The sequence below is a fragment of the Burkholderia sp. MSHR3999 genome, assembly GCF_000833595.1.
Lineage (GTDB): Bacteria > Pseudomonadota > Gammaproteobacteria > Burkholderiales > Burkholderiaceae > Burkholderia > Burkholderia ubonensis.
The window spans coordinates 2260512-2274522 of sequence record NZ_JRFO01000001.1; the positions used below are offsets into that span (position 1 = coordinate 2260512).

General features: G+C 69.8%; 14 protein-coding genes and 1 pseudogene. 1 reads left to right on the forward strand and 14 read right to left on the reverse strand.

Annotation, left to right across the window (positions count from 1 at the left end):
• The first annotated feature begins 95 nt into the window (after positions 1-95).
• Positions 96-1466 (forward strand): exopolysaccharide Pel transporter PelG, encoded by a 1371-nt coding sequence (pelG, locus tag KY49_RS10410; RefSeq protein ID WP_042584435.1) that lies wholly within the window; start codon positions 96-98, stop codon positions 1464-1466.
• A gap of 47 nt (positions 1467-1513) precedes the next feature.
• On the opposite strand, the gene KY49_RS10415 is transcribed toward pelG, so the two are convergent.
• The 14 genes and pseudogenes from KY49_RS10415 to KY49_RS10480 form a co-directional block, all read right to left on the reverse strand.
• Positions 1514-2134: an HAD family hydrolase gene (locus tag KY49_RS10415; protein WP_042584436.1), complete on the reverse strand. Its 621-nt coding sequence runs from the start codon at positions 2132-2134 to the stop codon at positions 1514-1516.
• A 76-nt stretch (positions 2135-2210) separates the two neighbouring features.
• Positions 2211-2804 carry a type II secretion system protein gene (locus tag KY49_RS10420; RefSeq protein WP_042584437.1) on the reverse strand — a complete coding sequence of 198 codons (594 nt, stop codon included), beginning with the start codon at positions 2802-2804 and terminating at the stop codon, positions 2211-2213.
• A complete protein-coding gene (locus KY49_RS10425; protein WP_042584438.1) occupies positions 2801-3190 on the reverse strand; it encodes a type II secretion system protein in 390 nt (129 codons plus the stop codon). Before KY49_RS10425 ends, KY49_RS10420 begins: the two co-directional genes overlap by 4 nt.
• A 13-nt stretch (positions 3191-3203) precedes the next feature.
• The gene (locus KY49_RS10430; RefSeq protein ID WP_071733764.1) at positions 3204-3740 is read right to left on the reverse strand and encodes a type II secretion system protein; all 537 of its coding nucleotides are present in this window, start codon (positions 3738-3740) and stop codon (positions 3204-3206) included.
• A 3-nt stretch (positions 3741-3743) separates the two neighbouring features.
• Positions 3744-6059 (reverse strand): type IV pilus secretin PilQ, encoded by a 2316-nt coding sequence (locus tag KY49_RS10435; protein WP_042584439.1) that lies wholly within the window; start codon positions 6057-6059, stop codon positions 3744-3746.
• Entirely contained in the window at positions 6059-6685 is a 627-nt protein-coding gene (locus KY49_RS10440; RefSeq protein WP_042584440.1) for a hypothetical protein, read from the reverse strand. Before KY49_RS10440 ends, KY49_RS10435 begins: the two co-directional genes overlap by 1 nt.
• A complete protein-coding gene (locus KY49_RS10445) occupies positions 6682-7245 on the reverse strand; it encodes a hypothetical protein (RefSeq protein WP_042584441.1) in 564 nt (187 codons plus the stop codon). Before KY49_RS10445 ends, KY49_RS10440 begins: the two co-directional genes overlap by 4 nt.
• Positions 7242-7774: pseudogene (locus KY49_RS10450) on the reverse strand (hypothetical protein). The gene KY49_RS10445 and the pseudogene KY49_RS10450 overlap by 4 nt, the downstream one beginning before the upstream one ends.
• Positions 7771-8652 carry a hypothetical protein gene (locus tag KY49_RS10455; protein ID WP_042584442.1) on the reverse strand — a complete coding sequence of 294 codons (882 nt, stop codon included), beginning with the start codon at positions 8650-8652 and terminating at the stop codon, positions 7771-7773. The pseudogene KY49_RS10450 and the gene KY49_RS10455 overlap by 4 nt, the downstream one beginning before the upstream one ends.
• Complete coding sequence (locus KY49_RS10460; RefSeq protein ID WP_042584443.1) at positions 8633-10354, reverse strand: GspE/PulE family protein; 1722 nt, start codon at positions 10352-10354, stop codon at positions 8633-8635. Before KY49_RS10460 ends, KY49_RS10455 begins: the two co-directional genes overlap by 20 nt.
• 18 nt (positions 10355-10372) lie before the next feature.
• Entirely contained in the window at positions 10373-11575 is a 1203-nt protein-coding gene (locus KY49_RS10465; RefSeq protein WP_042584444.1) for a type II secretion system F family protein, read from the reverse strand.
• A gap of 54 nt (positions 11576-11629) precedes the next feature.
• A complete protein-coding gene (gene gspG / locus KY49_RS10470; RefSeq protein WP_042584669.1) occupies positions 11630-12079 on the reverse strand; it encodes a type II secretion system major pseudopilin GspG in 450 nt (149 codons plus the stop codon).
• Positions 12080-12262: 183 nt separating this feature from the next.
• Positions 12263-12937 (reverse strand): response regulator, encoded by a 675-nt coding sequence (locus KY49_RS10475; RefSeq protein WP_042584445.1) that lies wholly within the window; start codon positions 12935-12937, stop codon positions 12263-12265.
• Positions 12938-12966: 29 nt separating this feature from the next.
• Complete coding sequence (locus KY49_RS10480; RefSeq protein ID WP_415869218.1) at positions 12967-13563, reverse strand: SCO family protein; 597 nt, start codon at positions 13561-13563, stop codon at positions 12967-12969.
• Between the last annotated feature and the right edge of the window lie 448 nt (positions 13564-14011).

The window sequence follows — 14011 nt, forward strand, 5'->3', positions numbered from 1 at the left end:
CGGCGCGCGACAAGCGCCGCGAACGAAGGGCTTGCGCCAGTCGCCGGCGCGCCGCCGCGAGCGACGGCAACCGGCCCGGGACGAAGGAGCGATCGATGTCCGCCATCGGAATCAAGCTGCGCCGGCTCGCCCGGCACAATTCGCTGCTCGGCATCATGCGCGCGTATACGTATGCCGGGCTGGTCGGCGCCGGGCCGTGGATATGGTCGATCGTCGGCATGCTGCTGGTCGGGCTGCTCGGCGCGTCGCCGCTGTTGCCGAACGCGATGGTGTCGGATTTCCAGGTGTCCGCGACCTACCTGATCGGCGCAAGCCTAATCGTCACCGGCCCGATGCAGCTCACGCTCACCCGCTTCACGAGCGACCGCCTGTTCGACCGGCAGCTCGACGCGATCCTGCCGAACTTCACCGGCGCGCTGCTCGCGGTCACGGCCGGCGCGATCATGCTGGGCCTGCTCGCCGCCGGCTTCGCGTTCGACGCGCAAAGCGCGCTGTACCGCGCGCTGATGGTCGCCGGCTTCGCGCTGCTGTGCGACATCTGGATCGCCAGCGTGTTTCTCGCGGGGCTCAAGCAATACACCGGCATCCTGCGCGCGTTCTTCGTCGGCTACGCGGTGACGACGGTGGCCGCGGTCGGGCTGAAGCGCTTCGGCCTCGAAGGGCTGCTGTACGGCTTCGTGCTCGGCCAGACGCTGTTGCTGCTGTTGCTGCTAATCCGCGTCTACGGCGGCTTCTCGGCGTCGCGCGTGGTCTCGTTCGACCTGCTGCGGCGCGCGCATCACTATCCGGCGCTGTTGCTGATCGGCTTGCTGTACAACCTCGGCATCTGGATCGACAAGATCATGTTCTGGTATTCGCCGAGCTCCGGGCAGGCCGTGATCGGATCGTTGCATGCGTCGGTCATCTACGACATCCCGATCTTCCTCGCGTATCTCGCGATCACGCCGGGCATGGCGGTGTTCATGCTGCGCGTCGAGACCGAGTTCGCGGCGCATTACCGCGCGTTCAACACCGCGATCCGCGAAGGCGGCTCGCTGCAGCAGATCGAGTACGCGCACGACGCGATGGCGCAGTCGCTGCGCAGCGCGCTGTTCGACATCGTCAAGGTGCAGGCGCTGACCGTGCTGGTCGTGCTCGCGACCGGCCCGCTGCTGCTCGACGCGATGGGCATCTCGCGGCTCTACATGCCGCTGCTGTCGGTGCAGGTGATCGCGACCAGCCTGCAGATGGTGTTCCTCGCGATCATGAACAGCTTCATCTATCTCGACCGGCAGCGGCCGGCGCTCGCGCTGATCGCGATGTTCTGCGTGCTGAACGGGTGCCTGACCGCGGCATCGCTCGCCGCCGGCCCGGTGTTCTACGGGTACGGATTCGCGATCGCGCTGCTCGTCGTGGTGCTCGTCGGGATAAGCTGGCTGGACCGGAAGCTCGATACGCTCGAATACGAGATCTTCATGCTGCAGTAAGCGGCGCGCACGCGCCGCGAACTGCCATCCACGCCAGACATCACGCGTCACGCGTCGATCGGCGGCATCGGCCCCTGCCCGCGAATCCACGCCCAGTTCGCGCGCTCGGCCATCTCCTTGTCGCCGCGGCTGTCGCCATACGCGAACAGCTGCCGCGGCGGATGCTCGCCCCACCACGCGCTCAGCCGCGCCACCTTCTGCGGCCCCCAGCAGTTCTCGCCGTCGAGCCGGCCGGCGAACGCGCCGCGCTCGAACGCGAGCCGCGTCGCGAGCACCGCGTCGAAGCCGGCCGTCTTCGCCCACTTCTCCAGGTACAGCGACGGCGACGCGCTGACCAGCACGAGTTCGTGGCCGCGCGCGCGATGCTCGCGAATCCGCTCGAGCATTTCGGGGCGCACGAGCCGCGGCAGGTCCGTCGCGACGAAGCGGCACGCTGCCGCCTCCAGCGCGTCCTCGCGCATCGGCCCGAACGCGAACCACGCGAACTTCGCCTTCGCGTCGCCGCGCGACAGCCGCCCCGCCTTCATCGCGACGATCCACGGCAGCGCGCGCAGCCCCGCCCACGCGAAGCGCGGCGTGCCGATCGCGGAGCGGACGAAATGGCGGAAGCTGTCGGAGGTGGTGATGGTGCCGTCGAAATCGAACGCGGCAACGATGCGGTCGGTCATGAAAATCGGTCGGGAAGTCGTTCGGAAGCCCCCGAAGATAACAGAGACTTCGCCGCGCGCGCCGATCCGCCGCGCGTCACCGCAATCCGGACCGCTGCTGCCCCGGCAGATACCCGCCGAACCCGGACAGGCTCGGCGCGCTGGCCGCCGTCGCGGGCGCGGCCGGCGCCGCATCGCCGGCCGGCATCGCCAGGCCCGGCGCGAGGTAAAGGAACTTCCACTTCGCGTAGGTCTCCTCGCCGTCGAAATCCGCGTATTGCCGCGGAAAGCCCGCACGCTTGACGGTGGCCCGGTCGACGCTGCTGTAGACGCCGTAGAAGCGGTCGGCTCGCCACAGGAACATCCAGTCGGCCCGGCCGGTCAGCGGGTCCGGATACGCGCGCCGCAGATGATGCCGCGGCGTCGGGAAACGCGTGTCGTCCACCAGATCGTCGACGCTCGCCGGGTACGCGCGGGCCAGGCCGTAGTAGCGCACGATCGCCCTGCGATACTGGTCGCCGGCGAACAGCAGCTGCTTCTCGTCTTCGCGGCGCCGTTGCAGCGCCCAGACGTCCAGCGCGCCGGCCAGCGCGATCGACATCAGCATCAGCGCGATCAGCAGCGCGAGCAGCACGAGCCCGCGCTGACGCGCGGCATGCGCCCGGCGCACGGCCCGGCCGGCCGCGCTCATCGCGCCGCTCCCGCCGCGTGCGGCGGCTCGCCCTGCGCGCTGCTCGCGGGCGCCACGTCGTAGACCCCCGGCTTGGTCTCGTCCGGCGACGCGATCACCGCCCATTTGTCGTCGCCGTTCACGGGATCGACCGGGACCACGCGCAGGTAATGCCTCGCGACCAGTTCGTCGAGCGTCTCGGGATACTGGCCGTTGTCGCCGAAGTACTGGTCGATCGCGTTGCGCATCACCGCGATGTTCTGCTGCCGGACCTGCTCCTTGCCGCGTTCGATGCTGTGCAGGTAGCGCGGCACCGCCAGCGTCAGGAGCAGGCCGATGATGGCCATCACGACCACGATTTCGATCAGCGTGAAGCCGTGCGATCCGTGCATGCGAGCGGGTTTCATGATGGGTGCACCGTCACCATTGTCTGTACGGGATGCCGTTGATGCCGACGCGCGCGGATTTCGACGTCACGTCGAACACGTCCTTGCCGGCCGCGTCGTTCGCGGACGAATCGCCTGCCGCCCCGCCGGCCGCCTGATCCGGCGGCTGGCCGTAGGCGCGCACGTTCCAGGTCTCCTCGGCCGGCGTATCCGGGTCGCCGGTGAAGAACGGATCGCGCGGCACGCGGCGCAGGAACATCAGCAGGCCGCCCTTCGGGTCCCGCGCGTCCTTCACGCCCGTCACGAGCACGCCCAGCGACGGCGGATAGCCGGACGCCTCCGCGTCCTTTTCGATCTTCCCCGCGTCGCTCGCGTCCTTGTACGCATCGAGCGCGGTGCGGATCTCGCGCAGCGCGGCGCTCAGCTCCTGCTCCTTCTGCCGCTGCACGACCAGCTCGGAAAACGGCATGATCGCGAGCGCGAGGATGCCCACGAGCGCGAGCGTGATCACCATCTCGATCAGCGTGAAGCCGCGCCGGGCGTGACGCCCCGTGCCGTTCCGGGTGGCCACGGCTCAGTTCCCGTTCTGGATCGGATGCAGCGGGTTTTCGTTCGGGATGTCGCCCGCCGGCATCTGCAGCGTCGACGGCGGCGGCGCGGCGGCCGGCGCGGCGGCCGGCGCCGCGGCGGGCGCCGGGGGTGCCGGCGGTGCGGCAGGCGCCGGCGGCGCGACCGGCGTCACGGTGGCGCCCGGGGCCGGTTCCGCTTCGTTGCCCGCCGGCTCGGCCGCCTGCGCCGCGCCCTGCGCGGGCTCCGCCGCCTTCGCGGGCGCCGTCGCCGGCGCGGGCTGCTGTCGCGAGAAACGCCCGCCGTACGGTTCCGGCGGCGGCGTCGTGCGCGGTGCGGCCGGCATCTGCCCGAACGCGCCGCTCTCCGGCGACGGCAGCGCGCGGGTCGCCGCCGCGCCCAACGCCGAAGCCGCGCTCGCGCCCGACGTGCCGCCGCCGACGCTGCCGGGCACCGGCCGCGCCTTGGGCCGCGCGGCCGGCTCCGCGGGCGCTTCCGCGTTCAGCGCCACGGGATCGAGCCGCAGCTCGTCGGCGTGCACGTTGACGTCGGTGCCCGACCATACTTCCTGCGTGTCCGCGTCCGCCGCGACCTGCGGCCGGACGATGTGCGGCGTGATCTGCAGCACGATCTCGGTCTTCTTGTGATCGCCTTCGTGATCCGAGAACAGGCGGCCGAGCAGCGGCAACTGCCCGAGCCCCGGCACCTTGTTCGCGTTGCGGCGGTCCTCGTCCGAGATCAGCCCGCCCATGATCTGGGTTTCGCCGTCCCGCAGCCGCAGGCTCGTCGACGCGCTGCGCGTGCCGATCTGATACGCGAGCGAGCTGAGCCCCTGCGAATTGCCGCTCTGGATCGTATTGGTGATGTTGCTGACCTCGAGATTGAGCTTGATGCCGACGTCGCCGTCGCGATAGACCTGCGGCTCCACTTCGAGCTTGATGCCGACGTCGAGGTACTGGATCATCTGCGTGAACGACGGCCCGCTCGTGCTCGGCGTGCTCGAGCTCGAAATCACCGGCACCTTGTCGCCGATCATGATGCGCGCCTTCTCCTTGTTGCGCGTGCGGATGCGCGGGCTCGCGAGCAGGTTCGCATCGGTGTCCGTGAGCTTGAAGTCCGCCGTGGCGGACAGGCCGCTGACGTTCAGCGCATTGACCGGCAGATGATGCAGCGCGCCCCAGGTATTCACCGTGCTCGGCGTCGACACGGTGAACGAGTTTGGCCAGTTGATGCCGAGCTGCGACATCCGCTCGTGCGACACTTCCAGCACCTCGACTTCGAGCATCACCTCCGGCTCCGGCAAGTCCTGCGCGGCGATCATCTCGTCGGCCACCTTGATCATGTCCGGCGTGCCGCGAATCGTCACGGTGTTCGCGCGCTCGTCGATCACGACTTCCTTCACTTTCAGCAGGCTCTTCAGCAGCGACTGGATCTGCTTCGCGTCGACGTTCGACAACTGGAACGTGCGCACCTTGAGCTCCTGGTATTCGAGCTCCTTCGCCGGCGTCGCCGGGTAGATGAACAGCGTGTTCGCGTTCATCTGCTTCTTGTCGAGCTGGTTCTGCAACAGGATCATGTCGACCGTGTCCTGCAGCGACGCGTTCTGCACGAAGATCGTCGTCTTCAGGTCGGCCCGCACGTCGCGGTCGAAGATCACGTTCAGTCCGGACGTGCGCGACAGCGCCTCGAATACCATCCGCACGTTCGCGTCGCGGAACTGCAGCGACACCGGCGTGCGCATGATCGACGAAGCGGCGAGCTTGTCGTCGCGTTCCGCGTGCTGCTGCCGGCGCTTTTCGTCGAGCTCGCGCTGCATCCGCAGCGCCATCGCATTGGCCGGGTTCTCGACCAGCACGCGGTGCACGCGATCGGCCGCCTGCGCATACGAGCCGCGCTTCATCATCCGGTCGGCTTCCTGCAGGATCGCCAGGTGCTTGCGGTCCTGCTCGATCATCGCGCCGATCCTGCGCGCACGCTCGCTGCGCGGATCGAGCTCGGTCGCCATATAAACGGAGCGGGACGCGGCGTCGAACTGGTTGTCCTGGCGAAGCCGGTCGGCGTTGTCGAGGAGTTCGTTGATTTCGGCGTCGCGGTCGTGCATCGCATCGATCTTCACCTGCGCGTTGGTCGGATCGTCGTGGAGGTTCGGCACGTGTGCGCAACCGCCGCATGCGAGCACCGCCGCGGCGATCGCCAGCGCGCGTTTCGTCGCGATCCGGCTCGCCGGCGCGCAACGGGAATCGAACGGGGTGACAGGCGCGACGCATGTCGATCGACCGCTGTTCCCGTCGCGGCGCGCCCCCCGTGTGCGTGAGGTTTTCATCACTTTGCCTCCACTGGAATGGACACCACCTGCGTCTGGTTCAGCGGCAGATAAGTCAGCACCACGTTCGACGCCGACACGGCGTCGACACGGTACTGGCCATCGATCACGTCGCCGGGCGACACGATCAGCAACTGATCGCCGTTGCTGAGAAACACCTGCGGCTTGTCCGCCTTCGCATCGAGTTCGCCGACGTAGGTGAACGGCACCGGGGGCGCCGTCGGCGGCGCCGGGCGCGCGGTGGGCAGCGGCGCCTCGACGGGCGGCGGCGGCAGCCACGACGATGCGGTGAACGGATCGTTCGCCGATTCGACGGACACCGGCGCGCGCAACGCGGCGAGTTTCTCCCGCGGCGTCGCCGCCGGCGTGGGCGTATCGACCTGTGCGCTCGACGCCGCAGCCGCCGCGGACGCCGCTTGCGCGATTGCTCGAGACGGCGGCGCGCGATGCCCGGCAACCGGCCGCGCGGGCGCGCCATCGCGGTGCAGGTGGCCGAACGCCGCGCGCGGCGACGGCGCCGGCGACGCCGCGACCAGCATCCGATACCCGGCGACGCCGGCGACGATGCAGCACACCGCCAGCGCGATGCGCATGACGGCGGCGGGTTTCACGGCGACCGGCTTCATGGCTGCGCGCTCCGGTAGACAAGCTCGAAACGCACGCGCGCGTCGAGCACGTTGCCGTTCACGGCGGGGCGCGCGACGTGGATTTCCTGCAGCGCCGCATTCGGCACGTTGTTGAGCACCCGCGCGACGAACTGACGGATCGCGCCGTACTGATCCTTGACGGGCAGCAGCACCTGATAGCGCGCGAAGCGCGCGCCCGAGTCGGTCGTCACCTGATACTCGGCGGCCCCGAGCGTCAGGTGGCTGTCGCGCGCCTGCGCGAAGATCGCGGCGATGTCGTCCGCGCTCTGCGAAAAGCGCGGGAACAGGTCGGGCAGCGCGTCGAGCGCGACCGCTTCCGCCGCCGCGTGGCGCTCGCCCGCCGGATGGCTGCGCGCCGCCCGCGCGAGCCCCGCCGGGTCCCGCATCGCGCGCGTGTCGGCTTCCACGTTCGCGACGGCCGCGTACAGGACAGCCGCCGCGCCGAGCATCAGCACGCCGGCGAGCCCCGGCAGGCCGAACGCGCGCCGCAGTTCGTAGCGCACCGTGAGCAGCGCGTCGCGCAACCGGGCCGCGTTCATGATTTTCTCCACACGGCCGTGACCTGGAAACGCACCGGCTTGCCCGGCACGTTGTCCTCGATCACGTGTCCGTTGAGCACCGCTTCGCGCAGCAGCACGCTCGCCTGCAGATACTTCAGGTAGACGACCATCGCGTCGAGGTTCTTCGCCTCGGCGGTGATGCGGATCTGGCTCTGCGCCGGGTTCTGGTCGATGCCGATCAGCGCGACGTCGTGGTCCGGATAGTCCTCGACGATCGAAAAGAGGTCCTGCCATGGCACCGTCAGTTCGCGCAGGATCGCCTGGCCCTGCTTCTCCGCGAGCTTCGCCGCCGGAGTCGGCGGCGGCTTCGCGACGTGCCGCTGCGCGAACGTCCGATGGCGGACGGCCTCCACCGCCGCCTGCGCGCGATCGTTTTCCGCATACGCGTGCCACAGCCGCGCGCCGCACGCGATCAGCAGCACGGCGGCGACGGCCAGCAGGATCATGCCGCCCGGCGCGGCGCGCGCGCGCGGCGCCGGCCGAAATCGATGTCGACGAGCGGAATCATTGCGCCACCTCCATCAGCCGGCGCGCGAGCGACCCGTCGAGGGCCGGCTGCGGCGGGCGGATCGCCGCCGCGAAACGTTCGGCGAACGGCGCGGGGTCCATGTCGATGCCGCACAGGTAGATCCGGCAGTCCTCGCGCCTCAGGCCCGCCCGCGTCGCCGAACGCTCGAACAGTTGCCCGGCGAGTTCGGCGAGCCGCGACGCGTCGCCCGCATCGCCCGCGAACAGGCGCTGCGCGTCATAGGCGGTCCAGCCGCCGCGCTCGATCATCACCGCCTGCATCAGCTCGCCCGCGACGAACAGCAGCAGCGCATCGCCTTCGCACCCCGCCGCGATCCGGTTCAGCAGCTGCGGAAGACACGCCCGCAGGCTGCGGATGCGAATCGCGCCGGCGGCGCACGCTTCGTGCATGCCGTCGTGCAGCGCGCGCGGCATCGCGCTCGCGAACAGCGCGCGGCCGCCGTGCTGCACGCACAGGCGCACGACCAGCGCATCGCCGTCGATCCCGCAGGTGTCCGAAAAATGCGCGCGCGCGACGGCTTCGAGCTCGCGCGCGCGCAACGTGCGGAAGTCGCCGCGCAGGATCGCGTGGTTGCACCAGAAATCGTCGAGCACGACGTATGCACTGCGTATCATTGGCGCCGCGGCCGGCGCCGCCCCGCCCTGCTGCCCGGCGCCGGGCAGGGCGCCGAGCGCCGCGCGCAGCGCGTCGAGCACGCCCGGCCCGGTGCCGAACTGCGCGTCGGGAATCGCGACGCTGACCGGCTCGGCGGCCGGCGCCCGCTTGCGCAGGTACCACCGTCCGCGCGTGCGGGCGCCGACGACGACCTCGCGCGCGCCGACGCCGATCGCAACCGGACTATTCAACCATCGTGACACGGTTGATCTCCTCGAGTGTCGTTTCGCCGCGCCTGACCAGCTCGATCGCCGCCGAGCGAAGCGTCGTCATCCCGCCGCGCAGCGCCGCCGCCTTGATGTGCCCGAGCGGCGCGCGCTCCGACAGCAGTTGCCGCAGCTCGTCGTTCATGCGCAGCGCCTCCGCGATCGCACGCCGCCCGCGATAGCCGCTGCCGCGGCACATCGCGCAGCCGGCGCCGCGGCGAAACAGGTAGCTGCCGGCCGCGTCCGGGTCGATGCCGGAGCGCGCGAGCGCGTCCGCGTCGACCGTGTCCTCGGCCAGGCAGTCCGGGCAGCACTGGCGCAACAGCCGCTGCGCGATCACGCCGTTGAGCGCGGACACGAAGCTGTACGGATCGACCTCCATGTTGGTGAAGCGGCCGATCACGTCGAACACGTTGTTCGCATGCACGGTCGTGAACACCTGGTGCCCGGTCAGCGCGGCCTGCACGGCGATCTGCGCGGTTTCGGGATCGCGGATCTCGCCGACCATGATCTTGTCCGGGTCGTGCCGCAGGATCGAGCGCAGCCCGCGCGCGAACGTCAGCCCCTTCGCTTCGTTCACCGGAATCTGCAGGATTTCGCCGAGCTGGTATTCGACCGGGTCCTCGATCGTCACGATCTTCTCGAGGCCGTTGTTGATCTCGGTGAGAATCGCGTAGAGCGTCGTGGTCTTGCCGCTGCCGGTCGGCCCCGTGACGAGCAGCATCCCGTACGGCATCGACGCGATCGCGCGCATGAAGCGCGTGTCGGCCGGCTGGAAGCCGAGCGCCTCGAGCGTCAGGCCGCCCGCGGCCTGCGACAGCTGGTAGCGGTCGAGAATCCGCAGCACCGCGTCCTCGCCGAACTGGTTCGGCATGATCGACACGCGGAAATCGATCTCGCGCCCCGCGTACAGCGCCTTGAAGCGCCCGTCCTGCGGCACGCGGCGCTCCGCGATATCCAGCTCGGAAATCACCTTCACGCGCGACAGCACCTGGTCCGCGACGTCGCGCCCGTCGATGCGGCCGACCACGGTGAGCACGCCGTCGACGCGGCACTTGATCATCAGCCCGTTCGCGCGGCATTCGAGGTGGATGTCGCTCGCCAGCATCTTGAGCGCGTCGTAGATCGTCGAGTTGAGCAGCCGCACCACCGGGCTGTCGTCGCTGCTGATGCCCTGCAGCGTCAGCGCGAGCGACGCCGGATCGGCGGTGCGCTGGATCGGATCGTCGAACGCGAGCGAGTCCATCGCGCGCACGTCCTTCTCGCGCACGGTCAGGTACGCGTTGAGGTCGCCCGCGCTCGCGAGCGCCCAGCCGTAAGGCACCGCCGGCCGCGCGCGCATCCGGTGCTCGACCCAGCCGCGGGTGCGCGCATCGAGCGGATCGGCGACGGCGAACAGCAGCGCGTTGCCGTTGTCCGGGTGGCGGAAGCACACGCACAGCCGCGCCGTCGCGTCGACGAACGGCACCACGTCGAAATCCGGTTCGAGCCGGCTCAGCTCGCGCATGCCGATCGGCTTCATCCGGAATTGCGCGGCGAGCTGCGTGCGCAGCTCGTCCGCGCCGAGCGACGTGCGCGCCATCAGCTCCTCGAGCGCGCGAATGCCGGAACCGTGCCGCTCGGCGAGCGCGCGCAGCGTGTCGCGCAGGTCGGCGCCCGCGTCGGGAAGTGCTTCCGATGGTGTGGTCACGGTATCCACGTGCGTGCCCCAGGCGGTCTACTGAATGCTCGACGCGATCTCGAAGATCGGCAGGTACATCAGCACGACGATCCCGCCGATGACCACGCCGATCACGATCATCATCGCGGGCTCGATCAGCCGCGAGATCAGGTCGATCGTGCGCGCGACCTGCGCTTCCTGGAACGCGGCGATCCGGTCGAGCACGCGGCCGAGGCCGCCGGTCTTCTCGGCCACCGTCAGCAGCCGGTACGCGATCGCGTTCGCGAGGCCGGCCTGCTGGAATGCGTCGGAAATCCGGGCGCCGTTGCGCACCTGCTGCAGCGCGAGCGCGAGCGCGGCCCGGTCCGCGCCGCCGACCAGGCCGCGCGCGAGGTCGAACGCGCGCACGGCGGGAATGCCGCCGTCGACCAGCATCGCCGTCGTGCGATAGAACTGCGACTGGCGAAACACGCGGAAGTGCTGCCCGATGCCGGGCAGCGCCAGCAGGCGATCGGCGATCCAGATCCGCAGCGCCGGCCGGCGCAACGCGAGGGCCGTCGCCACGGCCAGCACCGCGAGGCCGATGCCCAGCCCGGCGCCGTGCGCGTGCACCATGCCGCCCCACGCCATCAGCAGGCGCGACATCAGCGGCAGTTCGCGCCCGCTGTGTTCGAGCAGCGTCGCGAACCGGGGCACGACGAAGCCGAGCAGGAACAGCACGACGGCCGCGCCGACGAACAGCAGGACCGTCGGATAGATCGCCGCCGACACCACGCGCGCGCGCAGCTCGTGGAGCGTCGCGCTGTTGCGCGAATAGCGCGTCAGGCTGCCGGCGAGCCCGCCGGTCTGCTCGCTCGCCTTCACGCACGCGACCAGCACCGGCGGGAAGACGTCGCTCGCATGCTCGAGCGCCGCGGACAGCGACTGCCCCTCTTCCAGTTGCCGCAGCAAGTCGCGATACACCTGCGCGGACGCCTCGCGCCGCTCGTTGCCGCCGAGCGTGCGCAGCGCGTCGACGACGCCGACGCCCGCGTCGAGCAGCGCCGCGAGCTCGCGCGCGAACAGCTCGACGTTGAAACGCGCGCCCGGCATGCCGAGCCGGTTCGCGCCGCGCCGCTGCCGCCGCGCGTCCGCGCTCACCGACACGACGCGAAAGCCGCGCGAGCGCGCGAGCGCGCTCGCGCTCGCCGGCGAATCGCTGTCGACGCGAACCGTCTGGACCGAGCCACTCGTATCGAAGACACGCAGCACGAACTTCACGTCGACTCTCCTTGCCAGCCTGCTCACGGCAGGCGCGAGCACCGCGCCTGCCCCCTACCACGACGAGATCGTCGCGTTCTCGCCGGTGCCGCCGCCGCGCCCGTCCTTGCCGAGCGAGAACAGGTCGTAGTCGCCATGCTCGCCGGGCGAACGATACTGGTACGGCCGATCCCACGGGTCCACCGGCACGGCCTTCTGCAGATACGGGCCGCTCCACCGCTGCGCGTTCTGCGGCTTGTTCACGAGCGCGTCGAGACCTTCCTCGGTCGTCGGATAGGCGCCGACGTCGAGCCGGTACTGATCGAGGGCCTGGCCGAGCGACACGATCTGCGCGCGCGCGATCTTCACGTTCGACTTGCCGACCTGTTCGAAATACCGCGGCGCGACGAGTCCCGCGAGCAAGCCGATGATGACCATCACGACGAGCAGTTCGAGCAACGTGAAGCCGCGGCTTGCGCACGCGCGGCAAAGCGGCGCGGCGCCACGCCGCACGTGCCCCGGCACGCCGGGCTGGATCGAGGACGATTCGTCGCGCACGGCTGCCTCCCTGTAGCGACCCGCCGCTTCAGCAGCGCTGAAGCCCCTGAATGCATTCTTGTTCAGGTCGATACGGGCCAGAAGTAGGGAGTGCCGTCCATCGGCATGGGTAAAGCCCCCCCAGTTGCTCCACCCGTTTTTGGCGGGTTTTCACACCCGGTCGTCGTCGCTCAGCGCGAGCACGCCGATGTCGATCGCGAAGTGGACGAGGCCGGCGAGGTTCGCGATGCCGAGCTTGCGCATCAGGTTCGCGCGATGCTTTTCCACCGTCTTCGGGCTGAGCTTCAGGCACTCGCCGACCTGCCGGCTCGTATGACCTTCGACGACGAGCCGCAGCACCATGCGTTCGCGGCCGGTCAGCGCATTCCACAGCCGCGCCTTGTGCGCCGAATCGTCGCGCAAGCCCTGCGCGCATGCGCGGGATCGATACGCGTCGAGACTGACCACGCACTTGCCCTGCATCACGAAACGCATCTCGCGGACCAGATCGGCGAACGACGCATCCTTGACCACGTAGGCGGCCGCCCCGGCGGCGAACGACTCCTGCACGTGACCTTCGCTGCGGTGAACGGTGAGCACGATGATGCGCGCATGCGGCGCATCGCGCCTGATCGCCGCGATCGCCTCGAAGCCGCTGCCGCCCGGCATCGACAGGTCCATCAGGATCAGGTCGGGCTGCATGAGCGCGGCGAGGCGGCAGGCCTCGTACCCGCCGCTCGCCTCGCCCACGATGCAGTAGTCGTCCAGCTCGGAAACCATGCGGCACAGGCCGACGCGCAACAGATGCTGGTCCTCGACCACCAGCACGCGAGTCTTCTTGTCCAATTTCGTCGCTCCTTGCCGGACGCGCGCGGCTAGTCCGACGCGACGACGTCGCGATAGGCCGCGAGCAGTTCCGACGGCGTCGCGAAGCCGTCGATGCGCATCCATTGCCTGCCTGGCGCTGCGCGCAGGAATGCCACCGGTGCGTGATTCATCTTGTCGCCGCGGTACACGTTGAACGCGCGCTGCGCGGCGATGCTCGCGTCGACCGTGCCGGTGTAGTGCTGCCACTCGGGGCCGGCGTCGAATCTCGCCGCATAGGCCCGCAGCCGCGCGGGCGTGTCTTCTTCCGGGTCGATCGAGATCGACACGATGTGCACCTTGTCGCGGTCGCTGCCGAGCTCGCCCTGCAGCCGCTCGAGCGTCTGGCTGATCATCGGGCAGATGGTCGTGCAACTGGTGTAGATGAACGTCAGGATCACCGGCCGGCCGTCGTTCAGCTCGTCGACCAGCGACACGGTCTTGCCGTCGTCCCGCACGAGCTCCACCGGCGGCAATGCATAGTCGGCCATCGAGTGCGTCGTGCCGGGCGCGACAGCGTGATGCATGTGCATGTCCGCGGTTTCGGTGGCGCTTTCCGCAGCGCTTTCGGTGGCGCCTTCGGCAGCGTTCCCGACGGCGTTGTCGATCGCGCTCTCGGCGGCCTCGCCGGCCGCCTTTCCGCCGGTGTTCGCCGGAGCAGCCTCGGGCGCCTGCTCGGCCGGCGTCTCCATCATGCTCCCGGCATCGTTCTCGTTGGCGCTGCCGGCAGCGTTCCGTTGAGCATCCTCGGCCGCGTCGCGGGTCGCATTCCCGGCGGCGCTCGGCGCCGCGCTCTCGGTCGCGCTTCCGGTCGCGTTCTCCATGACGCTCCCGGCGGCGCTCTCTTCAGGCGCGCCCCACGCCGCAGCCGCGGCAAGCGCGGCGCCCGCGAGCAAGAATGCGCCCGCCGTCGATTTCGCAGTCCCTTTCATATCCGTCTCCCTGGCGATAAGCGAGGCCGCGAGGGCTTCTCCACCTCGCCCGTGCAGTGTCCGGAATCTGTCCGCAACGGTCATTGGATGACGCCCCCCAAAGGCCGGTAGGGTAAGTCCGCTT